The following is a 26,400-nucleotide window of genomic DNA, read 5'->3' as shown; positions in this document are numbered from 1 at the left end:
ACATCCTCTCCATTAGTTAACAAAGTGACATGCAACACTTTGCTCTTCGTTAATTTTCCTCATTTCTGGTATAGCTTGCTTACATATATCTGATGCAAAGGGGCACCTTGTGTGGAAGGTACAACCACTCGGCGGATTTTTAGGATTTGGAATATCACCAGTTAAAACGATCTTCTTTTTTCGTAATGTTGGGTCTGCAATCGGTACGGAAGCAATGAGCGCTTGTGTATAGGGATGCTTTGGTTCATTAAATATGGTTTCTTTACGCCCAATTTCTACAATGGATCCTAAATACATAACCCCAATATAATGGCTAATATGTTCTACAACACTTAAATCGTGAGAAATAAAGAGATAAGATATTTTATATTCTTGCTGCAATTGCTTTAATAGATTCAATATTTGCGATTGTATAGATACATCCAACGCAGACACAGGCTCATCAGCAATGATTAATTTTGGCTTTGTAATTAAAGCACGAGCAATACCCAAACGCTGTCTTTGTCCACCACTGAACTCATGTGCATAGCGATCAGCATGTTCAGCATTTAATCCAACGACTTCCAGCATTTCAAGCACTAGTTTTTCACGCTCTGCTTTCGAAAGCTTTGTATGAATTTCTAAAGGCTCTCCAACAAGCTCCTTGACCTTCATTCTTGGATTCAATGAGGCATATGGGTCTTGAAAAATCATTTGAACAGTTTGCCTTAAGTGCCTTAATTCGGACGGCTTTGCAGTAGCTACTTCCTTCCCATCCACCTCGATACTTCCATTCGTTGGTGCTAGTAATCTAGTAATTAATCTGCCCGTAGTAGATTTCCCACAACCACTTTCCCCAACTAAACTAAATGTCGTACCTTCTTCTATTTCAAAGGAGACATCTATAACTGCGTTAACATATTGCTTTTTTTGAAATAACCCTCCGGCTATTTGAAAGCTCTTTTTTAAATTCTCCACTTTTAATATACTGTTAGGCATTTACTTCCACATCCTTTTTCACATATAGCCAGCAGCTACATTGGCGTGTAGCCGAAATTTTTACTGTCGGTGGACTCTCCTGATGGCATATAGACATCGCTTGATTACAACGTGGAGCAAATTTACAACCATTCGGCATATTTTGTGGGGATGGTACTTGACCATTGATAGAATCTAATACTTCTTTGTTATCACCAATTTTCGGTACAGATGCAATTAAACCTTTTGTATAGGGATGCTTGGGGCTAGCAAATAATTCAAAGACATCTGCTTCCTCTACAACCTGCCCTGCATACATGACCACTACCCTATCGCACATTTCCGCCACAACACCTAAATCATGTGTAATTAATAAAATAGCTGTCTCATTTTCTTCCTTTAGCTTTTTCATTAGCTCTAAAATTTGAGCTTGTATCGTGACATCAAGCGCAGTGGTTGGTTCGTCGGCAATAAGTAAATTAGGGTGGCAGGCCATAGCCATTGCAATCATTACCCGTTGGCGCATTCCTCCTGAGAGCTGATGTGGATATTCATAAATGATTTCCTCGGCTCTTCCTATGCCCACGCTTTTTAACATTTGGATTGCATGATGCTTACTTTCGTTTTTCGGCAGCTTCAAATGCATCTCAATTGCTTCCATTAACTGCTTGCCTATTTTTAAGACAGGATTTAAAGAAGTCATGGGCTCTTGAAAAATCATGGCCATTTGCTTGCCACGAATCTTCCGAATTTCTGATTCGGACATTTTCGTCAAGTCATGTCCATTAAAATGTATAGAGCCATTGACGATTTTGCCTGTAGTACCGTGAAATAATTGCATGATGGATAACGATGTTAAGCTTTTTCCACTCCCCGATTCTCCCACTAAGCCTAAAATCTCCCCTTTACGGATGGAAAAATTGACACCTCTTAAAATTTTGATTTCCTTATTATCACGCGTAAAGGACGTTTCTAAGTCACTTACTCGCAATACATGTTCTGGCATAGGCATTCTCCTTAATTATTTTTTATTTTTGGATCTAACACATCTCGTAATCCATCACCTATTAAGTTAAATGCTAGTACGGTTAAAAATATGGCAATACCTGGCATGATGACTACATGCGAAGATGTCCCTAAATAGTCGCGCCCACTACTTAGCATTACTCCCCACTCAGGCATTTCAGGGCTTGCACCTAAGCCTAAAAAACTTAAACCAGAAGCAGCTAAAATGGCTGTCCCTATACGCATTGTGACAAAAATGATTAACTCACTAATTGTTTCAGGGAAAATATGTTTCCACAGCACTCTAACATGCGATGCTCCCATAGATTGTGCTGCTTCTACATAGACATTCTCCTTCGCATTCAATGTAGCACCTCTGACTAAACGAGCAAAAGATGGCACACTAAAGATCATCACAGCAATGATGACATTATTAATACCAGGGCCCAATAAGGCTACAATGGCAATCGCTAATAATAAATCAGGGAATGAAAACAACACATCACAGCTACGCATGATGATTTTGTCAACCCACCCACCGAAGTAACCGCTAATTAAACCTAAAATAGTTCCTAGTATTAAGCCTAAAAATACGGCACTGAAACTCACCATTAAGGATATTTTTGCGCCTACTATTAAACGACTAAAAATATCTCGACCATACTCGTCCGTTCCTGCCAAATGACTTGCACTTGGTCCCTCTAATAAAGCATTATAATTCGGTTCAAAAGGATCGTAAGGTGCGATATAAGGGCCAATAATAGCGACTACAATTAACAATCCTATAAAGATACTTGCTACCAAAGCAGCCTTTTGTTTTTTAAAAGACTTCCAAAATTCTTTAAGAGGAGAGTATTTTCTTTGTGTATTTTGCACTTGGCTATTTTGCACAGTAGTTGGTGAAGTCATTTTGTTCCCTCCCTTAAGAATTTAATTGGATTTTTGGATTTAACACGGTATAAAGCACATCAACTATTAAATTGACTAAAATAAATTCAAATGCAAATAACAGCAGTGCAGACTGAATGACGGGATAATCTCGAAAGGCAATCGAATCAATTAAAAGTCGTCCCATTCCTGGAAAACTAAAGACTGTCTCCACTACCACCGATCCTCCTAAGAGAAATCCGAATTGCAGACCTGCTACTGTTACCACAGAAATCAAGGAATTTCTTAAAGCATGGGTCACAATAACGGTGTGTTCTTTCAATCCTTTTGCTCTCCCTGTTCTTATAAAATCAGCTTGTAACGTTTCAAGCATGGAAGAACGAGTAAATCGCGCAATCATTGACATAATGCCAGCCCCTAAGGTCAAGGAGGGCAAAATATAACTAGAAAAGCCATCTAATCCACCCGTCGGAAATAACCCTAGCTGCACTGAAAATAATTGAATTAATAATAAGCCCAACCAAAATCCTGGAATTGAGATGCCAGAAACAGCCGTTACCATACCAAAATAATCAGGCCATTTGTTTTTATTGATGGCAGAAAAAACACCAATCACCAAACCCATTAATGTAGCCCAAAACATGGAAAGGAAAGTAAGATGAAGAGAAGGCATAAACCTTGTTTTAAACATATCTATGACAGGTAGTCCTGTTGTTAAAGATGTTCCTAGCTCACCCGTCACAAGATTTTTCATATAATCCATGTATTGTTTAAGAATGGGTTTATCTAAACCTAACTCATGGCGTACATTTTCAACATCTTCTAGCGTGGCATCCTTACCAGCTACTAATCTTGCAGGGTCACCTGGTATGAAATGAATAAATAAGAATGTTAATATGGAAATGACAATTAATATCGGTATCATTTCAATCGTTCTTCTTGCTATATACTTCCACATGTGGCCTTCCTCCTTTCTATTTTTGTAGAAAAGGAATTGACGAGCATCAATTCCTTTAACTGTTCATTACTCCACTTTGGCATTCTTCACATCAAGTCCACCTGTAGGGTTTACTAGCACACCGCTCACATTTGAACGTACACCGTAAACAACCTCATCTACCCCTAAGAAAATCCAAGGTGTATCTTGATAAACGATTTCCTGTAATTTTTCATATAGTTCAGCTTGGCGATCTACATCTGAAATGGAGTTAGCTTCATCCATTAATTGATCTGCCTCCGTGTTATGATAGTAAGCTGTATTTGCACCATTCGGTGGGAATGATACGCTATGGAAAAGAGGCTTTGTTGCATTCGTTATATCCGAAGCATACGCTGACCAACTCACATACCACATTTGTAATTTCGCATCATCTGGTGTTTGTGCACCATAGATTTCGTCTGATAAAGTTCCTTCTTCCATTGATTTAATTTCTACTTTTACACCGATTTGACCTAACTGTTGTTGAATAAACTGCATACCCTTCATCGTATCCGAGTTTGTGTTCCCCCAGATTTCAATATCGAAGCCATCTGGATAGCCTGCCTCAGCCAATAATTCTTTTGCCTTTTCAATATTGTGTTCATACATTTTTTGCTGCTTATAATAAACGGTTTTGGAAGGAATAATTGAGTCTAATGGTAAACCCAGCCCTGCATTCACCACTTTTAAATAAGCATCCTTGTCCACTGCGTAGTTAAAGGCTTGTCGAACTTTAATATCATCCAAAGGTTTTTTATAGGTATTTAATGAAACGTAATGTGCAATTGTAGAAGGAACCTTATTTACCTCTACATCTTTACTATTAGAAAGCTCATCAATATTTTGTGCTGGCACTGGATAGATAACCTGAGCATCGCCCGCTTTTAGCATCGCTACGCGCGAGCCGTTTTCTGGCACTGGTTTATAGGTGATTTTAGCAACACGTTCTCCCCCATCCCAATAGCCATCAAAGTTTTCAATTGTTAAATGGTCTCCTTGTACCCATTCAACAAATTTATATGGTCCTGTACCAACAGGTTTTTTAGGTATGTCTGCTGAATTTTCTTTAATCATTTTTGGACTAATCATTTTGGCAACGCCGAATCGCGTAATCATTGGTCCATATGGTTCTTTTAAAGTAACTTTAATTTCATAGTCACCTAGAATTTCAACATTGCTGATTAAGCTAAAACCACGAGAATATAAACGTAAGCTTTCATCATTCATGATTCGTTCAATGTTGACCTTTACAGCTTCAGCATTAAACTGCTCCCCGTCATGGAAAGTAACCCCTTCTTTAAGTTTGAACGTATAGACTAGCGCGTCTTCACTAATTGAGTAGTCATCTGCTAAAACCTTAATAATTTGACCATCTGCATTAAAGCCTAACAATCCTTCTAGCATTGTCTCCTGTACAGAACTCGAATTCGTATCCCCTGTGTTATGCGGATCCATTGAAATAAAGTTTTCATTTACAGCGATAACAAGTTCATTTTTTGAACTAGCTGTACCTGAATCTGTAGTAGACTTGTCCCCAGTATTTGATGCGTTAGAATTGTCTTTCTCTGCGCATGCCGCTAAAAGCAACGTACATAGAATTACAAAAACCAATTTTTTAACATAATTCATCTCATCTACTCCCTTTGTAAAAATATATAAAAATATTTCTTATAACTTAAATTAAGAAATATAATTACCAAAAAACAGTTATTTTCTCCACTGCTGAAAATAAGTAGGCAAAAAATAAACTATATTTTCTTACGATTAGACAATTCATTTCAGGAAAAACTGCTCCCTCAACTATCACAATTGCATTTAATCAGAAAGTATAGTTCAACATACAAGGTATATTTATTCCACTGCTGAAAATAAATGATTAAAAAAATATTCCCTCTTAGGATATTTCTTGTTATCAGAAAATTAATTATTTTTTAACAACTATAAACTACGAAATCTAATATTTCCACTATTTTTTAAATAAATTTCAGAATTTTATAATTATTTTTATAGAACTATAATAATTATCCCTAGAATTTTTTCTTGCCCCAAAGTCCCATATAAAAGTTCTAAAAGCCCTTATTACATGGCTTTTAGAACCTACATGAATAGTTGCTATAGCGTATTTATACTATTCACAACCACATTTAGTATGCGGTCAAGATCTTCTTGTGCAATATTAAGTGGTGGTGATAACGTTAAGACGTTATTAAATCCTGCTACAGTAGCTCCATTTTTCCCAATGATGACCCCTTGCCCTTTACATGCTGCAATGACAGCATTCACTTTCTCTACAGGTAAAGGTTCTTTCGAAACTTTATCTACCACTAATTCAATTCCAATCAATAAGCCTTTGCCTCGTACATCTCCTACATTTGGGTGATGCTGTAATTCTTGTTGCAGTGTTTTTAGTGCTGCTGCACCAATTTCCTTGGAACGGTCAAATAAAGCCTCTTGCTCAAGAATCTCAATATTTTTTAATGCGACTGCACATGCCACCGGTGAGCCACCGAATGTATTTACATGGCGGAAATAGCCGTATGCATCTGATCCAGTAAACGCCTCATATATTTCACGCTTTACCGCTGTAGCTGATAATGGTAAATAGGCACTTGTAATTCCTTTGGCCATTGTAATAATATCAGGCTTTACACCATAATTCATAAATCCAAATGGCTTCCCTGTACGACCAAAGCCACAAATAACCTCATCCACAATCATTAAAGCGCCGTGTTTTTTGCATACTTCTTCAATACCTTTTAAATAGTTTTCTGGAGGCATAATGACACCACCACCTGTAATAATAGGCTCTAAGATCATTGCTGCAATTGTATCGCCCAGCTCCCAGGTCATCGTTTTGTCTACGGCCTTTACACTCGCTAAATCTAATGGCGCAATAGTCTCACTTTCATGCTCACGATATTGATCAGGTGGTGCAACATGGATAAAGCCAGGTGATAGAGGCTCATATTTATATTTACGCTCCGCCTGCCCTGTTGCCGCTAATGCACCGAATGAGTTCCCATGATAAGCACGGTAGCGAGAGACGATTTTATAGCGCGAGCTTTGTCCTTTTTGCTGGTGGTATTGTCGAGCTATTTTAAAAGCTGTTTCATTCGCCTCTGAACCACTGTTAGAGAAGAAAATAACATAATCTCCACCAAGCATTTCATTAAGTTTTTCGGCTAATTCGACTGCTGGTAAATGTCCCTGAGATAAAGGTGCATAAGCATTTTTCATCATTTGTTCATGTGCTGCATCCGCTAATTCTTTACGACCATAGCCAACATTGACACACCATAGCCCAGCCATCGCATCAATATATTCCGTACCATTTGTATCAGTGATTCTTGCGCCATCAGATTTCTCTACTACATATGTGGCTTGTGGATTATAGGGTTTCATCGAATGCCATACATATTGCTCATCCTTTGCTAATACATCACTTTTAAGATTGATCTGCGTCATCGCCAAACACCCCTCATTATTATTTTAGTTTTTCGCATCGTTATTACTTGGGAACGCAAAGGAGCTTGTTGTATCCTCTGTCTCGTCGGGCCAACGTTCAGAAATCGTTTTTGCCTTTGTAAAGAACCTCGCCTGATCTGGACCAAACATATGCCCTTCACCAAACTTAGAGCGTTTCCACCCACCAAAGTTATGATAGCCAACGGGGATTGGGATTGGCACATTTACCCCTACCATGCCCACCTCAATTTCTTCTTGGAATTTACGCGCTGCCGCACCACTGCTTGTAAACATTGTGACACCATTGCCAAGCTCATGATCATTTATTAAATCAATAGCCTCTTGTAGTGAATCAACCCCTACTACAATACGTGCTGGACCAAAGACCTCCTCTTTGAAGATCGTCATTTCTGGTGCGACATGATTAAGTAATGTAGGACCAAGATAAAAACCATTTGACGATTCACATACTTTTGGATTTCTTCCGTCGATGACAAGATTCGCTCCTTCACTGACTGCCCCATCGATATAACGTATAATCGTTTCCTTTGATTGTTTAGTGATAACAGGACCAAAATCGACGTCTTGCTCTGTATAAGGCCCTACCTTTAGTTGGGAAATTTTATTTTTCAATATTTCTGTAAATCGTTGCTCCGTATCCTTCCCTACAACGAGTGCACCAGAAATAGCCATGCAACGCTGAGATGCTGCGCCATATGCTGCTCCTAAAAAGGCATTTGCTGTCTGTTCTAAATTGGCATCAGGCATAACAATCATAAAGTTCTTTCCACCACCAAATGCAGCGACACGTTTATTGTGCTTTGTCCCAGTTTGATAGATATATTCAGCAACAGGCGTTGAGCCAACAAATGAAATGGCTTGAATCTCTTTATTTTCTAATAGTTCATCGACTGCCTCTTTATCTCCATTAACCACTGTCCAAATACCGTCTGGTAGACCTGCCTCTTTCCATAATTGGCTCAAATATAATGCTGAAATAGGTACACGTTCAGATGGCTTTAGAATAACGGCATTTCCTACCGCAACAGCCATACTTGTAATAGCCAGAGGTACCATAACAGGGAAATTAAATGGTGCAATGGTTGCTACTACACCAAGAGGCGATTTGGCAGAAAAAGCATTAATATTTCCACCTACATTGACGGAATACTCTCCTTTTAGCAGTTGTGGGGCACTGATCGCCATATCCACAGATTCAATCCCACGGACAATTTCACCTTTCGCATCTTCCTTAGTTTTTCCACTTTCCTGGCAAATCACATTGATAAGTTCTTCCTGTCTTTCTACTAACAGCTGACGGAAACGATGTAGCACTTCTACCCGCTTCCCAATTGATGTTTTTTTCCATGTTGGAAAGGCTTCCTTAGCTAACTGAATAGCATGCTTTACCTCGGCTCTTGAAGCAAGGGGTACTCTTGCAATAACCTCACCTGTTGACGGATTATATACTTCAGAGAATCTGTTACTTGTGCCTGTGACCTCTTCTCCTTGGATAAAATGTGTTAGCGTTTTCATTTCTTGTTGAACTGTCATAATGGACCACTCCTTTTTTCGTCTTATTGTTCAAAATCAAACTCGTCTTTTGTGAAAAGAGAACTTGATTCTTCGGCTTGTTTGATCACCTTTTTCTTTTGAGTCAGCATATAGAAAATCATCACAATGGCCACAATAACGCATGTAAATAATATTTGTGAGCGCATAGACTCTATAAAGAACATCGCAATGAGTAATGCTGTTGTTGCTACTATTGTTAAATATGTTAAATATGGAAATAGCCACATTTTCACCTTTAATAGCTCTGGATTTTCTTGCTCAATCTTCCGTCGCATTCTTAATTGTGAAAAGGCAATGATTAAATAAAGAATCAACGTAATAGCACTACAAGAACTTAATAAAAACATAAATACTTTATCTGGCGACACATAGTTCATAATGACCGCAATATATGAGAAAAATGTTGCGGCAAGTATGGCATTGACAGGTGCACCATTTTTGTTTAATTTTAAAAATGCTTTTGGTGCTTCTCCTTTTTCCGCTAAAGAAAATACCATTCTTGATGTAGCATAAAGTGCAGAATTTAGGCACGATAATACAGCAGTTAAAACAACAAAATTCATAATTTGTGCAGCTGCAGGAATACCAATATAATCAAGTACCGCTACATAAGGACTTGTTAAAATATCTGAGGAATGCCAAGGCAATAGCGTCACTACAACTGCAATAGAGCCTACATAGAAAATTAAAATACGCCAAGTAATAGAATTGGTAGCTTTTGTGACAGCGGCTAACGGTTCATCCGATTCACCAGCAGCAATCGCAACGATTTCTGTCCCCATAAATGAAAAAATAACGATAACGACACCCATTAGAACAGCACCAAAACCATTTGGTAAAAAACCACCCTGCTCAACTAAGTTGGTCATACCAACAGCAGTAAAGTTTGGAGCAATACCAAAGATAATAAATGCACCAAGACCTAGAAAAACGACTATACTTGCAACCTTAATAAGAGAGAACCAATACTCAAACTCACCAAAAGCTTTGACAGAAAGAACATTTGTTAATGTAAGTGCTACAGTTAATAACAGACTTAATAGCCATAAAGGAATCCCATCATACCAATATTGAATAATGGCAGCTGCTGCTGTTGCCTCTAAAGCAATGGCAATCACCCAGAAAAACCAGTACAACCATCCAATCATAAAACCTGCCCACGGACCAATGGCTTCATGTGCATAGTGAGCAAACGAGCCACTCGTTGGATTGACTGCCGCCATCTCACCTAGCATACGCATAACTAATACAACGATAATTCCTGCAAATATATACGATAAAATTGCCCCTGGACCAGCTAGGTTAATGACCGAGCCACTCCCCATAAATAGTCCAGCACCGATTACACCGGCAATCGCAATCATCGTCATATGCCGCTTCTTTAATCCTCTTTGTAAATGCGTTTGTTGCCCCATATCTGTCACCTCTTTTAGTAGATTGCTTGATCGCTTACAAAAATCTTACATCTTTCATAACGTTGAAGTAATAGACAAACTGTAAAATTCTATACTTTTGTTTTATACATAATGTAAAATAGACTAAATATTCTTAAAATAATTTTTAAACGATTTTATGAGTAAATTTTTAGCACCAAGCAGAAATTATTGAATTCTAACCACAGACACGCATGTCAAAAGGAGGGGCAAAAATGAGCCCATTTCAACTAAAAGTACTAGACGTTTTACAGAATAAATATTTTCAAAATGCAGAGGTAGTTGCAGGTCATGAGGGATTAACAAGGAGCGTTAAATGGGCACATGTACTAGAAATCATACATGTTGATAATTTTTTAGTTGGTGAAGAGTTAGTATTAACTACAGGGCTTAGTCTCCAACATAGTATTGAGGACTTTGTATCCTTTATAGAAGCCATCATTCAAAAAAATTGTGCTGCCCTTTGTATTGAATATGGCACCTCTATTCAAGCAGTACCTGAGGCGATTTTAACACTTGCCAACCGTCACCAGTTTCCTATTATTGTTTTCCATGAAGCAGTTCCTTTTGTTCGTATTACACAGGATTTACATAGCCAAATTATCAATCAGCAATATCTATTAATTTCTTCACTAGAAGCTTACTCACAAACATTGAACAAAAATGCAGTATTGGGACAAAACACGGATGACATTTTACAAAATATGTATAATGAATTAAAAATACAAATTATGTTCTCCATTAAGGGAAGAGAACCTGTCTTTTTCCCAAATATGGCTCATAAAAAGCGGCAGCAATTCCTAACATTGAATACATCGACTCAGCAGTTTAAACATGAGCCTATTTTTCTATTTGATCAACATTATGCCGATTTATCAATTTATCGAGAAGATGGGCTTTTCTCCGAATTTGAATTATTAATATTAGATCGCACGGCAACAGCATTGGCACAGCTTTTAATGCGAGAGTTTTATATTGAGGAAAAAAAGAATATTGAGGATGCTTCGATTTTAGCTGATTGGATTGATCAAAAACTGTCTAAAGAGGAAATTTATAAATTTATCGTTACCCATTATGCTAACTATACACATTCTAGTGGCACTGTCTTTATTTTGGCTTCTCCTAATACGTTGACAAAGGCACAGGAGGATGTAGTCTATAGTAAGCTTTATTATCGTAATCTCTTTGAGCAACATGGCTTTATTCCATTTTTATTTGAAAGAAAAAGCTATGTTATTTTTATTTTACTGCATACAAAAGATAGTAAAGCCATTCGTGATATGCTAAACAACATGTTTTCCTCTTTGGTCAAAACTGAATTCTATAAAAAGCAGCAGGCACAAGGTTATCAGATAGCTATTGGGAAGGTCGTTTGTGATGTAGATGAAATTCCTAAAAGCTATCAAACTGCACTAGAAACCTTATATATTTGTCGAAAAGTACAAACGTCCTCGTTCTTTTATGATGATCTGCATTTATATCATTTAATCTATAAATTACAAATGCAGGTGGATTTACAGGAAGTGATTTACGACTATTTACAGCCCGTTATTGAATACGATAAAAAATATAATAGTAAGCTTCTCGAAACATTGCAGGTGTATTTACAAACAAATGGCTCTAAACAGCAAACAGCGAATCAATTATTTATTGTTCGTCAAACACTCTATCACCGCTTAAAAAAGCTTGAAAGTTTACTAGGCAAAAATTTTATGAATGGGCATAACCGCATTACACTTGAATTTATGCTACTAGCCAATTCATTGATCGAGGATAAGAGCTAGAAAAAAGTTGGCACGCTTAAAAGGCTATCTCCCCTCATAAGCGTGCCCTTTATTACCCTTTCACAACTACATCCTGATACAGTCCAGGTCTGCGATCATCGTAAACAGGGATTCTTCCACGTACTTCATCAACAATAGAAAAGTCTACATCGATCACCGCTACTTCCTCGTCCTCAGCACCAACCCAAAGTACCTCTCCCCAAGGCTGAATAATCATGGATTGCCCATTAAAGTTTTCTATCTTTTTTGCAATACGATTAACGGCTATGACAAAACATTGATTTTCAATTGCCCGAGCCTGTAGCAATGTTTTCCAATGGTCAATCCTTGGAGTTGGCCACTGCGCTGGTACAAATAATACCTTTGCTCCTTGTAATGCATGGGCTCGTAACCATTCTGGGAAGCGAATATCATAGCAAATAACACCAGCAGCTTCAATGTCACCTAGAGCAAAACGATTCATTTCATTCCCTGCCTCTAAGTAAAGATGCTCGTCCATTAAACGGAAAAGATGTGCCTTGCTATATTCCCCTACAAGCTCTCCATTACGATCAAAGGTATACATCGTATTATAAAATTTGTCGCCTTTCTTTGTTGAAACAGAGCCACCTACAATATGTACATCTAGTTCCTTAGCTAGTTTAGCTAAAAAGGCTTTTGTCCGCTCACCATCGATATCTGCTAGCTCAGGTAGTTTTTCCAAAGCATAGCCTGTATTCCACATTTCAGGTAACACAATAATTTCTGCCCCTTGTTTTGCAGCTTCTCGAATCTTCTCTTCAGCACGTGCAAAATTTTCTTCCACTTTGCCAAAGCCAACATTTAATTGAATACAACCGATTTTCATCTCTATTCCTCCTCTAGACAATTAACAGAAAAAGTAATACTATTTGCTTCATATTCTTCAATAATAATTATTATATTCTGAAAAAGGTGATTATGCATGGAATTCTCTAAAAAACTACAGCAACTACCCACTCAATTTTTTGCAGCACTCGTTCAAAAAGTAAACTTGGCCCTAGAAGAAGGGCGTGATGTCATTAACCTTGGGCAAGGAAATCCCGATCAGCCAACGCCTACTCACATCATTCAAGCATTACAGGAAGCGGCTGAAAATCCTCAAAACCACAAATATTCACCATTTAGAGGTCTCGCTGAATTACGCCAAGCGGCGGCCGACTTTTATCAACGTGAATATCAGGTAGAACTAGATCCTGATACAGAGGTAGCGATTCTTGGTGGAACAAAAATTGGTCTAGTAGAGCTACCTTTAGCTGTGTTAAACCCTGGTGACACGATGCTCTTACCAGACCCTGGCTATCCAGATTACCTATCAGGTGTCGTACTAGGAGACGTCAATTTTGAAGTAATGCCCCTTTTTGCTGAAAATGATTTCTTACCTGATTATCATGCATTACCTGATGAAGTGAAAGAAAAGGCAAAGCTTCTTTACTTAAATTACCCAAACAACCCTACAGGTGGTACAGCATCACTTGCGTTTTTTGAAGAGACCGTTCGCTTTGCGAAGGAACACAATATTATCGTATCACATGATTTTGCTTATGGGGCAATAGGATTTGACGGTAATAAACCAGTTAGCTTCCTTCAAGCAAATGGTGCAAAAGAAGTAGGAGTTGAAATGTATACATTATCGAAAACCTATAATATGGCTGGCTGGCGTATAGGCTTCGCTGTAGGGAATGCCGAGATTATTGCTGCTATTAATCTTATTCAGGATCATCTGTTTTGTAGTCAGTTCCCTGCCATTCAACAAGCTGCAGCAGTAGCACTGACAGCTTCCCAGCAATGTGCGGATGAACTACGAGCTACTTATGAGCGTCGCCGAAATGTACTCATTGAAGAAGCTAGAAGAATTGGCTGGCATGTTACGGCTCCAAAAGGCTCCTTCTTCGCATGGCTCCCTGTACCACTAGGCTATACAAGTGAACAGTTTGCTGATCTATTGCTCGAAAAAGCTGATATCGCTGTAGCAGCGGGTAATGGCTTCGGTCAATATGGTGAAGGCTATGTGCGCGTAGGGTTGCTGGTTAGTGAGGAGCGCTTACGTGAAGCAATCCATAGAATCGAGCAATTACAATTGTTTAATAGATAATGTGCCTTATCCTGTAGCTATCTCTAGCTACAGGATTATTACTATTTTTCAATTTTCCTTGGTTGCCCTAAACCATCTTCTAATGGATAAAATTGAACATGACCTGTTTCATCATCCCATTTTCGAATATGTTGAATACCTTGTACCTCTGCCAACACGATGTCAGCAGTTATAACAGGATTTCCCCCTTTTATTAAATGCCCACCCGATACTACACCACATTGATCACTCATAGAACCATGGAAATGTGTCTCATATCCACCATCTCGCTTACACACCACACCTGAACCTTGAATAAATTCTAGTGGTCCCTCTTTTTCAATCACATTACTAAAACGAACATGAATTTGAGCTGTTGCATCTGGCACTAAATAAACAAAGCTACTTTTTTGAAAGCTGCCAATACAGCTTACAATTGTTGCTGACTCTATATTATTCTCTTCGCAAAGCGCTTCAATCCCTTCAATGATATCTGTTCCCGTTAGAAAACGAGCACTAATAACCTTACCAAATGAACCTATACCATAATTAACTCTTACAGACATTGTTATCCCTCTTTTGTGTCGAAATATTATAATTATATAAAAAATTTAAAAATTATTTATTGACTTACTATACCCTATAAATTATATTAGTTCTATCGGAATTACAAAAAAATATTATAAATCTCTTATCAAGAGTAGCTGAGGGACTGGCCCTATGAAGCTCGGCAACCTCCTTTTTAAAGGAAGGTGCTAAATCCTGCAAACGATCTTCGTTTGATAGATAAGAGAGGACATCTTTTCATGAGCCTCTCTTAATTTGTAAGAGAGTTTTTTTATTTTCAAAAAACCGATAAAAACAATCTTGGAGGTATTTTCATGAAAAAGAAAAATAAATTTTTAGTAGGTTTAGCAAGTTTAACATTAGTAGCAGCTTTAGCAGGCTGTGGCTCTAAAGAAGATAGTAAAAGCCAAGCTGAAGGAATTGATGAAAAGAAAATCGTTGTAGGCGTCACTTCTGGTCCACACGAACAAATTGCAGAAGTAGCTGCTAAAGTAGCAAAAGAAAACGGGCTAGAAGTAGAGCTAAAATCATTTTCTGACTATGTTTTACCTAATACATCCTTAGCTGAAGGTGATCTTGATGCGAACAGCTATCAACACGAGCCTTTCCTGGATACATTTAATAAAGATCATGATACAGAGTTAGTACCAGTGGGCAAAACGATTTTAAATCCAATGGGTATCTACTCAGAAAAATATAAATCCTTTGATGACATTCCTGACGGAGCAACGTTTGGCTTACCAAATGATCCAACGAATGGAGCCCGTGCCCTCTTTGTTTTACAGGAAGCTGGCTATATTAAGTTAAAAGAGGGCGCAGACTTAACAGCCTCGATCCGTGATGTAGAAGAAAACAAAAAGAATTTAAAATTCATTGAATTAGAGGCCGCTCAAATTCCTAAACAACTTAGTGAAGTAGATGTAGCAGCTATTAATACAAACTTTGCATTAGAAGCTGGCATTAACCCTAAAGATGACTCTATTTTATTGGAATCTACTGATTCTCCATACGTAAACTATATTGTCGTGCGTGCTGAAAATGAAAATGATCCAACAATTAAAAAGTTCGTTGAGGCCTACCAATCTGATGAAGTACGTCAATTCATCGAAGAGGAATTCAAAGGTTCAGTAATCCCTAGTTGGTAATACATTCAGGAAGCTTCTATAAGCCGAAGAATCTGCCGAAATTCCTCTATAGGAAAACGAGCAGATTCTTGCTTTTTAGAAGGTAGAGAAAGGAGCATACAATCGCATGATTCAATTACAAAATATCTCAAAAGAATTCAAGTCGAAAAAAGGCATCATAAAAGCTGTGGATGGCATCAATCTTCACGTAAAAAAGGGACAAATTCATGGTGTAATCGGCTATAGTGGTGCTGGTAAAAGTACACTCATTCGTTGCGTTAATCTACTAGAACGTCCTACAGCAGGAAAAGTAGTGATAGACAATGTAGACATTACGACCCTTTCTCTTCACGAATTACGTCAAACACGCCAAAAAATCGGGATGATCTTCCAGCACTTTAATCTATTAAAAACAGCAACAGTTTACAATAATATTGCAGTTCCCTTAAAGCTACTAGGCTATAAAGAGGCGGAAGTAAAAAGCCGAGTAGCTAAGTATGCTGAAATTGTCGGTTTAACAGATAAACTAGACAGTTACCCCAATCAACTTTCAGGTGGTCAAAAACAGCGTGTGGCTATTGCGCGTGCCTTAGCACAGGAACCAGAAATTTTACTTAGTGACGAAGCAACAAGTGCACTTGATCCTGAAACAACGGAAGCCATTCTTGAATTGTTGTTAAAGATTAACCGTGAATTAGGAATTACAATTCTGCTCATTACACATGAAATGAATGTCATTCAAAAAATTTGTGATGAGGTTTCTGTTCTAGAATCTGGGAAAGTTGTAGAATTCGGCACAGCGATTGAACTTTTTGCAAAACCAAAGCACCCTACAACGCGAAAGTTTTTGAATACAATTTCACAACGTAATTTATCCCCTTCTCTTATTGAGCAATTAAATGTTTCAGGAAGTGTAATCCGTTTAACATTCCTTGGTGAAAGTACTGGTAAGCCATTATTAGCAGAAGTCACTAAGGTATACGATGTGCAACCAAATATTTTAACAGCTAATATTATTGAATTAAAAAACGGTATTGTCGGCAATATTGTGGTGCATTTACATGGCGAGACGCAGATTGTCCAAAAAGCGTTAACGTATTTTTCAGAAAATGGCGTGGCAGTGGAAGAATTAGGAGGTGCGTTCAATGAGTAGTATCCAAAGTTTCTTTACAGATTGGTCAGATGTTATTGGCAAAGCAATTATCGAAACATTTCAAATGGTCGGAATTTCATTATTGTTCTCCATTCTGATTGGCATTCCATTAGGGCTATTAATCGTTTTAACACGACCAGGACAATCCTTTGAAAATAAATTTTTCTATCAGTTTTTTAATCTATTTATCAATATTGTTCGCTCTGTTCCATTTATCATTTTATTATTCTTCATCTTACCTTTTACTAAGTTAATTGTAGGTACAACAATTGGTGTTAAAGGTGTAATCGTTCCGCTAGTTGTTTACACAGCTCCTTATATTGCACGACTGATGGAATCTGCGCTTTTAGAAGTGGATTCAGGAGTGGTAGAAGCCTACACAGCCATGGGTATTAAACGTCGCCATATCATTTGGCATGTCCTATTACGTGAAGCTCGACCATCTATTATTTTAGGCTTAACAATTGCCACAATAGGATTAATTGGTGCAACAGCAATGGCAGGAATGGTTGGTGCTGGTGGTTTAGGTGACCTTGCCTATCGTTATGGTCATTTACGCTATGAGGTTGATGTGATGTATGCAACTGTCTTTATCTTAATCATCCTTGTACAGAGCATTCAATCCATTGGTAACCGCTTCGCCGCGAAGTTGAAAAAAGATTAAGAGGAGAATGAAGATGACAAAGGAAATTTATGTAGAGAAAAATGGCTATATTGCAACGTTAGTATTAAACCGCCCAGATAAACGAAATTCTTTATCAAGGGCAATGTTTCAAGCCATAGTAGACCAACTAGAGCTACTCCGTGTAGATTCTTCCATCAAACTTTTAATTGTTCGCGGTGTCAATGAAGTAGCCTTTTCATCCGGGGCAGATATTAGCGAATTTTTAGATGTTCGTTATGCTACAGACAATGCCAAAGCCTATAATGAATTGGCTCTAAAGGCGATCGATGCTCTCTATAAATTTCCGCACCCGACAATTGCTATGATTCAGGGCTTAGCAATTGGTGGTGGCTTAGAGTTAGCAAACGCTTGTGATTTTAGAATAGCAACACCTAAGAGTAAGCTAGGCATCACCGCTGCAAACATAGGTATTGTCTATAATTTAGAAAGCACGAAACGTCTCATCAATATTGTTGGTGTTGCTAAGGCAAAGGAAATTTTGTACACAGCTACTATTTTTACAGCTAAAGAAGGAAAAAATATTGGTTTAATCACGGCCCTCCACGAACCAGAGGATATTAATGAAGCGACATTGCAATTCGCTGAACATTTATTAAGTAAATCATCCATTGCAAACGCAGGCATCAAAAAAATTATCCAAGCAATTGTTGATGGTGAAAATGAAGAAAACGATGAGCTGGCACAGTTAGTTTTGGATTCATTTAGTTCAGACGATTATAACGAAGGTATACAAGCCTTTTTAAATAAAAGAAAGCCTATTTTCAATAAATAAGTGAGGTAGTAATGATGACAAACATAACTGATGGCGATCTACTCTTAAAAAATATCACTGCACAAGCCCCCTTTCCCATTTGCTTTGCAGATTTAGAAAAGGCCGTAGCGAAAAAAATCGAAGCTGGCCCTTTTGGCTACATCCGTTCAGGTGCTGGCGGTGAACAAACACTGCGCAATAATCGTGCAGCTTTTGAGAAGTATTCCATTGTTCCCCGATTTTTAAATGATGTGTCAAACGTTGATACATCGGTTCATTTGTTTGGTAAAACATATCCAACTCCTTTGCTTTTTGCTCCTGTAGGCATGAATGGAATGGTTCACGATGAAGGTGAGCTTGCCGTTGCACGTGCTGCCCAGTTTTTAAATATCCCTTATATACAAAGCACTGTTTCCACTTTTGCTCTTGAAGAAGTTGCTCAAGCTGCCCCTTCCGCAACAAAATGGTTTCAATTATATTGGTCTACTAATGAAGAAATTGCTTTTAGTATGGCTGCACGTGCGGAGAAAGCTGGATTTGAAGCGATCGTTTTAACTGTCGATACCGTAATGCTTGGCTGGCGTGAAGAAGATGTACGCAATCAATTTTCACCATTGAAGCTAGGCTATGCAAGAGGTAATTATATGAATGATCCTGTTTTTACAACCGCTTTACCTGATGATTCATTCGAGTCCTATGTACAAGGTGTCTTGCAAAATGTCTTCCACCCAACGCTTAATTGGGAGCATGTTCGAGCGTTAAAAAAACGTACTAACCTTCCTATTTTATTGAAGGGAATTCTACATCCTGAAGATGCAAAGCTTGCTATCGACAATGGTATTGATGGCATTATTGTATCAAACCATGGTGGCCGTCAATTAGATGGCGTAATTGGTTCACTTGATGCCCTTCCTGCTATTGCGAAAGTTGTGAATGGACAAATTCCTATTATATTAGATAGTGGTGTGTATCGTGGTATGGATGCCTTAAAAGCACTTGCTTTAGGAGCAGATGCCATTGCAATTGGACGTCCTTTCGTCTATGGGTTAGCCCTTGAAGGACAACAAGGCGTCGAAAAGGTGATGACCAATCTTTATGATGAATTAAAGGTTTCCATCGCATTAGCAGGTTCCACCTCTGTCAAAGGATTACGTAATATCACATTAGTCAAACAGGATGGGACTGAGGTTAAATGAAACAAGCATTACAAGGATTAAAGGTTATCGATTTATCACAAGTCTTAGCAGGTCCTTATTGCACCATGGTATTAGCAGATATGGGTGCAGAAGTTATCAAAATTGAAAAATACCCAAATGGAGACGATACCCGTACAATGGGTCCATTCGTTAATGAAGAAAGTCATATGTATATGATGGTTAATCGTAATAAAAAGGGTGTCTGCATCAATTTAAAAACGACTGAGGGACTGGCTTTATTTAAAGAATTGATCCAATCTGTTGATGTACTTGTGGAAAATTATCGACCAGGTGTCACGAAAAAGCTTGGTATTGATTATGATACATTAAAAGCCATCAATCCTGGCCTAATTTACTGCTCTATTTCCGGTTATGGTCAAACAGGTCCTTATAGTCAAAAGGGTGGCTATGATATTATGGCTCAGGGTCTGAGTGGCTTAATGCATATGACAGGTGAAGCAGATGGACGACCTGTAAAAGTTGGCTTTGCGGTGAATGATATTGCTGCTGCACAAACAGCCTTACAATCGATTTTAATGGCCTATATTTATAAGCTTCGTAGTGGTGAAGGTCAATATATTGATGTGTCCTTAGTGGAGTCAGGTCTTGCGTGGACTGTTTGGGAGGCCGCTGCTTACTTCGGAAGGGGTGAGTTACCTGATCGAACAGGAACCGCCCATCGTGTGTCTGCGCCCTATCAAGGTTTCAAAACACAGGATGACTATATTCTAGTAGGTGCTGGCAATCAAAAGCTATGGGAGATTTTTGCGGTAAAGGTTGTCAATCGACCTGATTGGTTAGACAATCCTCTCTTTACTACCAACTATTCACGTGCCCAACATGTGAGGGAGCTAGAAGCAGAAATTGAAAGCGAGCTAATCAAGCATAAGGCTATCTACTGGCTCGAACTGTTGGATAAGCACGGTGTACCATCTAGTCCAATCTATTCTTATGACCAAACATTAAATGACCCCCATATACTAGAGCGTGGCATGGTACTGTCCTATGAACACCCTACTGCCGGACCAATGAGAACATTGGGATTCCCAGCAAAGTTTTCACAAACACCTGGACAACTAACAAGTGCAGCACCTACATTAGGACAACATAATGAAGAAGTTTTACAGGCATTAAATATTTCTGATCAAGCTATTCAACAGCTCAAGGCAGGCAAAATAATTGGGGCAAAATAAAGAGATTACCTATTTTTAGATCGCTATCCATTAGATTTAGGCTTCTATCGGTCACTTTTTTGATTCTATCCTTCACTTTTTTCTTTCTATCATGCAAAAAAGGCTTCCCCATCCATGAGGAAGCCTTTTTCTTATTGAATAACGCCTAATTCACGACCAACCTTCTCGTAAATCGCAATTGCATCATCAAGCATTTCTTTTGTATGTGCTGCTGTTGGCATATTTCGAACGCGTCCTGTACCTTTTGGAACTGTTGGGAAGACAATTGATTTTGCATAAACGCCTTCTTCAAATAAACGTTTTGAAAATTCCTGTGTTAATTTTTCATCCCCAATGATGCATGGTGTAATTGGTGTCTCAGACGCACCAATATTAAAGCCAAGCTTCTCAAGCCCCGCTTTTAAATAATTACCATTATCCCACAGTTTATCGTGTAGCTCTGTTGAATCAATCAGCATTTGCACGGCTGCTGTAATAGCGGCTACATCACCTGGTGGTAATGCTGTTGAGAATAGAAATGGGCGTGAGCGAACTTTTAGCCAATCAATTAAATTTTTCTTACCTGCTACATAGCCACCTACTACACCAATGGCTTTTGATAATGTACCAATTTGGAAATCAATTTCTTTTTCTAATCCAAAATGCTTCACAGTTCCTTTTCCTTTACCTGTTACACCCGAACCATGTGCATCATCCACATACGTGATTAAATCAAACTCTTTAGCTATTTCCACAATTTCAGGTAATTTAGCAATATCACCATCCATTGAGAAGACACCATCTGTGATAACCATGATTTTATTGTATAAACCTGATTCCTTTGCCGCTTTTGCCTTTGCACGTAAATCCCCCATATCAGAGTGATTAAACGCGATGATTTTTGCCTTCGATAAGCGACATCCATCAATAATAGATGCATGGTTTAATTGATCTGATAGAATGGCATCATTTTTATCCATTACAGCTGAAATAGCTGCCATATTACAATTAAATCCAGATTGATAAGAAATAGCCGCTTCTGTTCCTTTAAATTCAGCAAGCTTTTCTTCTAATTTTACGTGCAAGTCAAGTGTCCCGTTGATTGTACGAACAGCACCTGCTCCAACACCGTATTTATCAATTGTCTCTTTGGCAATACGCTTTAATTCTTCATTTGTTGCTAAACCAAGATAGTTGTTAGAGGATAAGTTAACAAGATTTTTGCCACGGACCTGAATAATTGGGCCATTTGCTCCCTCTACTGGATCGATTTCATTGTATAAGCCTTGTTCATGTAGGGCTTGTAGGTTTTCATCTAAAAATGCATTCAATACTTTTGACAAGCGTATCATCCTTTCCTAGGAAAACTGTTCTCGCTCCTAGTTTAGCACATGCAAGCCATTAGCTACATTACTTTGTTAATCTTTCGAATAGTGGCGCTGTTTTTTCGCGCCATAAAGAAGCCGATAGACAATTATCTAATAAACGACGAACGGTATATTCAGCTTCTGCATATCGTTTGGAATGGCCCATCGCATCCTGTATAGCTTCTTTGTATTGTGCTCGCACTGCCTCGATCGCCGTTTCTGCTTCCTCTGACAGCGCACAATGTTGACCAATATCAAATATCTTATCCCCTAACCTACCATCCTCTGGATCAAAGATATGAGGCTCTGTGCTATCAAAAATACAGAAATTAAGCTCTGGGATAATGACCATATCTACAGATCCCGCATCTAAGCCACACCAAACAATTTGTGCATCAAGCCCTCTTGCATTTGCTTCATCGGCTAAGCTTTTCATTAGTGAAGATTTGCCTGTACCTGGCTTACCTTTAATCATGAAGCGAGTCGTGATACTTTTGGTGATACTATCCACTGTATTTTCCGCACCTCTAGGAGTTAGCGTTCCCAGTAAACGATGTGTCCGCATACCTGTTTTATTCAGAATAATAGATTGGAACACTTCCGACTTTAAATTTTCCACCTGTTCATTTAATGCCTGCCAGTTCATACAGCTTTGTGTGACAACCTCCCAGTCATCATGTAGCTTGATTGCTCGATCCAGTTTCGCTATGCATTTTTCACGCCATGTTGCACGCTCTTGCATCGCCTCTGCAAGCTGTTCTCCAACCTTTTTAAGCTGTATGTCTTCTAAGCATTCATAGAAAGACATGACACGATGCTTTGTACCGAGTAAAGTTGGCTCGATATTCCACTCAGATGCCCATACAAAAAGTCTGTTACAGCCTTTTATATAAACGGCCTCAACAACCTCCTCTAATAAAGCATGCTTAAACCACTCGACAGCAAAGCCCTGTTTCACATAGAAGTATCCTAGTTCTTTTAACAGTTCTGAACCTTTAAATGTGGCAGGCCCTTGCAAAAAATAAACGAGAGACGCCTCTTCCATCATTTCTTTATATAAATGCTTCACACCTTGGCCAGTCAATGCGTGTCCAAAATAATACGTTACATTTCCGTTCAAATGTCGTTCCTCCTTTAGCTTATGCCATGCATTATATGAAAGAACCCTAAAAAAAATGAGAAGCTACTTCTATCCTTTACAGATCTAAGTAGCTTCATGGTTTAATAGAATGGCTTCATGCCCTCCATATTTCCAATACATTTCATCAATATTTTACGACAATACGGTAATGAATATTGCACAATATAGCCTGAAGTTAAGGCAATCAATACCGTCCCTACTCCAACTGGTCCTCCTAGAAGCCAGCCAATAATGGTTACAAGTACTTCAATTCCCATTCTTGCTGTTTTAATAGATCCACCAAACTTTTCGACAAGTATCATCATTAAGGTATCCCTCGGTCCTGCGCCCATATTCGGTGCGATATACATTCCACAGCCAAAGCTCAAAACAAATAAGCCAATAATAAAATATGTAATTTGTAAGCCAAATACATCCGTTGAGGGCAACATCCAGTTAAATACATCAATGAACGAGCCAATTAACAGCATATTGAGCCAAGTACCTATCTTTGGCCATTGACGCAAAACAATGGATGTTGAAGCAACTATAAAGAGTCCTGTTACAATAGACCATGTGCCAATACTTAACCCAAAATTTTGAAATAGACCTACATGTAAAACATCCCATGGGCTTGTGCCAACAATTTTCCCCTTTATCGACATCGTGATGCCAAGTGACATCACCACTAAGCCACCAATAAAAAAGGTCCAACGCCACCCCATTATTCTACGCATTCCTTATCCTTCTCTCTATGAATAATATTGCTATTACTGTATCATACTTTCAACCAAAATTAAGCTATAGTGCTTGAACTAAACCGTTTATCTTACCGCGTAAAAAAACTACCCATTCTCTCACTCATGGGTAGTTGTAATTGAGGCAAGTTGTGCCTTTGTTATATTCTTCAGATCTTCTAATTGTACATGAATTTGCATACCAATTTTCCCTGCACTAACGATTATACTACCTTGTTCTTGAGCAGATGCATCGATGACCGTTGGATATAACTTCTTCATCCCTACTGGTGAACATCCACCACGAACATAACCAGTATGGCTAAGTAGATCTTTTACCGCTAACATTTCAATTTTCTTTTCCCCAACTACCTTCGCGGCTGCTTTTAAGTCAAGCTCATCAGCTACTGGAATAACAAATACAAATAACTTTTGGGCACTTGCTTTTGCTACTAATGTTTTAAATACCCGAGCAACAGGCTGTCCTATCTTCTCAGCTACAGAAACACCATCTACTTGACCGTCCCCTGTTTCATATTCCATCACATCAAAATGAATTTTTTGTTGTTCTAATAAACGAATCGCATTCGTTTTCGCATGCTTTGCCTTTGCCATGTCAACAATCTCCTATCTACAGCATCAGGCTATCAAAGAGAACATAGAATCTTTGTCTGGACGATAGCCATTTTTCGCCATTTGAACGTGAGCCGCATATCTTTCTGATACCTGTTTAAATGCTCTTAACTTGAATGCAGTCTCATAGTTCTTACCGAAAATTGTATCTGCAAATGGGTCCAATTTCAATTCCTTCGAGTAACGTTCAGGAACCTTCACTTCAATGATGTCACGCACAAAAGATGGTTCACTTTCATTTGTGGCAACCTCATCAAAATTTGAATTATTTAACATATGCTGTATTTGAGCATCAATGCTTTGCGCCACACGTAAATCTTGAGTAGAAGGCTCTGCTGATGACAATGCTGCATTACGTACCTGCTCTAAAATGTGCATTGTGTTACCTAGTTCTGAATCGGATATATGCGAGAGATCAGCGTTATCATTCATTCCTACTTTATAGCTTTGCTCATGGGCCCTTACATTCTTTTCTGTTTGCTGTAAACCTTCCATTATGGCTTTCTGCTGAGGAGTTACTTCTTTTGACTCTTCTTGCTGCTGGTCATACAAATCTTGGTCAGTACGCCCTAATAATAAATTTTCAAGTTCAATCAATAATGGATTTTTCTTTGGCTGAAAATACATCGCATTTTTTCTATAGGCATCTCCTGCCTCTTTACGCTGAAGTATTTTTTTACGATTATGCTGGGATGAAATTCTTTCTTGTTCCATTAAATTTGATATTTTCATAGTTTTCACCTCACCCTTCTATCTTCATATGCGAATAAGTTAATAGATATGAACATTCTTTCTCACACTCTATCTATACCATTTAAATAGTTTCTGTACACTCATTATCGGAATTTTCACTATTAAATTCAAGCACTAATTACTACTAACCTCCTAAAGAGATACTAATCATTTCCGAAAATAGGTATAAAGAACCTTATCTATCTAATATTTTCATATTCATTTATTAGCTACATGCCCTTTTCAATAAATTTATTACTATATACACTAAATAAATGGTGTTAATCAACATAAAAAAACAGCCCCTTCATACTGGACTGCTTTTCTCATTTTTTGGGTCTAATCAATATACCTTTATAGGCTAAGTAACCAAGCCATGCACCAATCGTATTTAAAATTAAATCATCAATATCCGCAGAACCAACGGTAAAAATAAATTGTACGGTTTCGACAGCAAGACTAGAAATAAAGCCTAAACAAATAATAACCCACGCTTTTCGGAATTTCTTCGATAGTAATGGCAGTAAAAAGCCCATTGGAGTAAAAATTAATAAGTTGCCAAGTAAGTTAACGATTATAATTTCCCAATTAAAATATTGAGAGTAGTTTATATAACGGAGAATCGTTTCGAAGGGAATAAAATTAGTAGTTAATCGCCAGCTACTATAATCAAACAATCCTAAGTCACCTATAGAGTAATCTCCCTTAAATAAAATGACGACTACATCTACTAAGCGATCAATAACCAATTTATAAAAAGCCATAAATGAATAGATACTAAATAAAATCCAACCTGCAACCTTTAGCGGTAAATAATATGTATCAATGACATCCCGATATGGTAATGGGAGCTTGGCATTATTTTGAACATCCGCTATGTTGTTTTTAGACAAGCTTAACACCCACTTCCCTTTTATTCCTTCCCATATTTTAATATGCTCAACTATAGCTTGCAAGTAGCTGAAAAAATTATCATCCAAAAAGG

The 26,400-nt window shown here is 38.1% G+C and carries 24 protein-coding genes and 1 riboswitch; of the genes, 8 read left to right on the top strand and 16 right to left on the bottom strand.

Features of this window, described 5'->3' with window-relative positions; translation table 11 throughout:
- Positions 1–12: 12 nt before the first annotated feature.
- The 8 genes from L6W14_RS02265 to L6W14_RS02230 all read right to left on the bottom strand — a co-directional run bounded on the left by L6W14_RS02265 (position 13) and on the right by L6W14_RS02230 (position 10,284).
- Positions 13–978 carry an ABC transporter ATP-binding protein gene (locus tag L6W14_RS02265; RefSeq protein WP_237899223.1) on the bottom strand — a complete coding sequence of 322 codons (966 nt, stop codon included), beginning with the start codon at positions 976–978 and terminating at the stop codon, positions 13–15.
- Positions 971–1,963: an ABC transporter ATP-binding protein gene (locus tag L6W14_RS02260; protein WP_237899220.1), complete on the bottom strand. Its 993-nt coding sequence runs from the start codon at positions 1,961–1,963 to the stop codon at positions 971–973. Before L6W14_RS02260 ends, L6W14_RS02265 begins: the two co-directional genes overlap by 8 nt.
- A gap of 11 nt (positions 1,964–1,974) precedes the next feature.
- Positions 1,975–2,871 (bottom strand): ABC transporter permease, encoded by an 897-nt coding sequence (locus L6W14_RS02255; RefSeq protein WP_131520745.1) that lies wholly within the window; start codon positions 2,869–2,871, stop codon positions 1,975–1,977.
- Between the two features lie 13 nt (positions 2,872–2,884).
- Positions 2,885–3,808: an ABC transporter permease gene (locus L6W14_RS02250; RefSeq protein ID WP_237899218.1), complete on the bottom strand. Its 924-nt coding sequence runs from the start codon at positions 3,806–3,808 to the stop codon at positions 2,885–2,887.
- 66 nt (positions 3,809–3,874) lie between these two features.
- Positions 3,875–5,458: a glutathione ABC transporter substrate-binding protein gene (locus L6W14_RS02245; RefSeq protein ID WP_048393390.1), complete on the bottom strand. Its 1,584-nt coding sequence runs from the start codon at positions 5,456–5,458 to the stop codon at positions 3,875–3,877.
- A gap of 483 nt (positions 5,459–5,941) precedes the next feature.
- Positions 5,942–7,294 carry an aspartate aminotransferase family protein gene (locus L6W14_RS02240; RefSeq protein ID WP_237899217.1) on the bottom strand — a complete coding sequence of 451 codons (1,353 nt, stop codon included), beginning with the start codon at positions 7,292–7,294 and terminating at the stop codon, positions 5,942–5,944.
- A gap of 24 nt (positions 7,295–7,318) precedes the next feature.
- Entirely contained in the window at positions 7,319–8,848 is a 1,530-nt protein-coding gene (locus L6W14_RS02235; protein WP_237899215.1) for a CoA-acylating methylmalonate-semialdehyde dehydrogenase, read from the bottom strand.
- A 23-nt stretch (positions 8,849–8,871) separates the two neighbouring features.
- Complete coding sequence (locus L6W14_RS02230; RefSeq protein ID WP_237899213.1) at positions 8,872–10,284, bottom strand: amino acid permease; 1,413 nt, start codon at positions 10,282–10,284, stop codon at positions 8,872–8,874.
- Between the two features lie 233 nt (positions 10,285–10,517).
- Here L6W14_RS02230 and L6W14_RS02225 point away from each other — a divergent pair, with 233 nt between their 5' ends.
- On the top strand, positions 10,518–12,086 hold the full coding sequence (locus tag L6W14_RS02225; RefSeq protein WP_237899210.1) for a PucR family transcriptional regulator: 1,569 nt from the start codon (positions 10,518–10,520) through the stop codon (positions 12,084–12,086).
- Positions 12,087–12,138: 52 nt separating this feature from the next.
- On the opposite strand, the gene L6W14_RS02220 is transcribed toward L6W14_RS02225, so the two are convergent.
- Entirely contained in the window at positions 12,139–12,933 is a 795-nt protein-coding gene (locus L6W14_RS02220) for a carbon-nitrogen family hydrolase (protein ID WP_131520738.1), read from the bottom strand.
- 96 nt (positions 12,934–13,029) lie between these two features.
- On the opposite strand from L6W14_RS02220, the gene L6W14_RS02215 reads away from it, so the two are divergent.
- Positions 13,030–14,199 (top strand): pyridoxal phosphate-dependent aminotransferase, encoded by a 1,170-nt coding sequence (locus L6W14_RS02215; RefSeq protein ID WP_131520736.1) that lies wholly within the window; start codon positions 13,030–13,032, stop codon positions 14,197–14,199.
- Positions 14,200–14,240: 41 nt separating this feature from the next.
- On the opposite strand, the gene L6W14_RS02210 is transcribed toward L6W14_RS02215, so the two are convergent.
- Positions 14,241–14,744, bottom strand: coding sequence for a PPC domain-containing DNA-binding protein (locus L6W14_RS02210; protein WP_131520735.1), 504 nt, complete (start codon positions 14,742–14,744; stop codon positions 14,241–14,243).
- A 122-nt stretch (positions 14,745–14,866) separates the two neighbouring features.
- A riboswitch (SAM riboswitch) is annotated at positions 14,867–14,971 on the top strand.
- Positions 14,972–15,059: 88 nt separating this feature from the next.
- On the opposite strand from L6W14_RS02210, the gene L6W14_RS02205 reads away from it, so the two are divergent.
- The 6 genes from L6W14_RS02205 (at position 15,060) to L6W14_RS02180 (ending at position 20,847) form a co-directional block, all read left to right on the top strand.
- On the top strand, positions 15,060–15,890 hold the full coding sequence (locus tag L6W14_RS02205) for a MetQ/NlpA family ABC transporter substrate-binding protein (protein WP_131520734.1): 831 nt from the start codon (positions 15,060–15,062) through the stop codon (positions 15,888–15,890).
- Between the two features lie 106 nt (positions 15,891–15,996).
- Positions 15,997–17,022 carry a methionine ABC transporter ATP-binding protein gene (locus L6W14_RS02200; protein WP_131520733.1) on the top strand — a complete coding sequence of 342 codons (1,026 nt, stop codon included), beginning with the start codon at positions 15,997–15,999 and terminating at the stop codon, positions 17,020–17,022.
- Positions 17,015–17,686, top strand: coding sequence for a methionine ABC transporter permease (locus L6W14_RS02195; RefSeq protein WP_004225517.1), 672 nt, complete (start codon positions 17,015–17,017; stop codon positions 17,684–17,686). Before L6W14_RS02200 ends, L6W14_RS02195 begins: the two co-directional genes overlap by 8 nt.
- Positions 17,687–17,699: 13 nt before the next feature.
- Positions 17,700–18,479: an enoyl-CoA hydratase/isomerase family protein gene (locus tag L6W14_RS02190; protein ID WP_131520732.1), complete on the top strand. Its 780-nt coding sequence runs from the start codon at positions 17,700–17,702 to the stop codon at positions 18,477–18,479.
- 14 nt (positions 18,480–18,493) lie between these two features.
- Complete coding sequence (locus L6W14_RS02185) at positions 18,494–19,654, top strand: alpha-hydroxy acid oxidase (RefSeq protein ID WP_237899207.1); 1,161 nt, start codon at positions 18,494–18,496, stop codon at positions 19,652–19,654.
- Complete coding sequence (locus L6W14_RS02180) at positions 19,651–20,847, top strand: CaiB/BaiF CoA transferase family protein (RefSeq protein ID WP_131520730.1); 1,197 nt, start codon at positions 19,651–19,653, stop codon at positions 20,845–20,847. Before L6W14_RS02185 ends, L6W14_RS02180 begins: the two co-directional genes overlap by 4 nt.
- 131 nt (positions 20,848–20,978) lie before the next feature.
- On the opposite strand, the gene L6W14_RS02175 is transcribed toward L6W14_RS02180, so the two are convergent.
- The 6 genes from L6W14_RS02175 to L6W14_RS02150 all read right to left on the bottom strand — a co-directional run bounded on the left by L6W14_RS02175 (position 20,979) and on the right by L6W14_RS02150 (position 26,395).
- On the bottom strand, positions 20,979–22,178 hold the full coding sequence (locus L6W14_RS02175; RefSeq protein WP_193767354.1) for a glycine C-acetyltransferase: 1,200 nt from the start codon (positions 22,176–22,178) through the stop codon (positions 20,979–20,981).
- A 58-nt stretch (positions 22,179–22,236) separates the two neighbouring features.
- Positions 22,237–23,313 (bottom strand): nucleotide kinase, encoded by a 1,077-nt coding sequence (locus L6W14_RS02170; RefSeq protein ID WP_131520728.1) that lies wholly within the window; start codon positions 23,311–23,313, stop codon positions 22,237–22,239.
- A gap of 101 nt (positions 23,314–23,414) precedes the next feature.
- Positions 23,415–24,050, bottom strand: a complete 636-nt coding sequence (locus tag L6W14_RS02165) for a YczE/YyaS/YitT family protein (RefSeq protein ID WP_131520727.1) — start codon at positions 24,048–24,050, stop codon at positions 23,415–23,417.
- A gap of 120 nt (positions 24,051–24,170) precedes the next feature.
- Entirely contained in the window at positions 24,171–24,665 is a 495-nt protein-coding gene (ybaK, locus tag L6W14_RS02160; RefSeq protein ID WP_131520726.1) for a Cys-tRNA(Pro) deacylase, read from the bottom strand.
- Between the two features lie 24 nt (positions 24,666–24,689).
- Positions 24,690–25,415 carry a hypothetical protein gene (locus L6W14_RS02155; protein WP_237899204.1) on the bottom strand — a complete coding sequence of 242 codons (726 nt, stop codon included), beginning with the start codon at positions 25,413–25,415 and terminating at the stop codon, positions 24,690–24,692.
- A 326-nt stretch (positions 25,416–25,741) separates the two neighbouring features.
- Positions 25,742–26,395 (bottom strand): VanZ family protein, encoded by a 654-nt coding sequence (locus L6W14_RS02150; RefSeq protein WP_131520724.1) that lies wholly within the window; start codon positions 26,393–26,395, stop codon positions 25,742–25,744.
- Between the last annotated feature and the right edge of the window lie 5 nt (positions 26,396–26,400).

Origin of the sequence: Lysinibacillus sp. ACHW1.5 (genome assembly GCF_022014815.1) — a bacterium.
Lineage (GTDB): Bacteria > Bacillota > Bacilli > Bacillales_A > Planococcaceae > Lysinibacillus > Lysinibacillus capsici.
The sequence above is the reverse complement of the archived record's forward strand: the minus strand, read 5'-3'. Positions and strand labels throughout refer to the sequence as shown.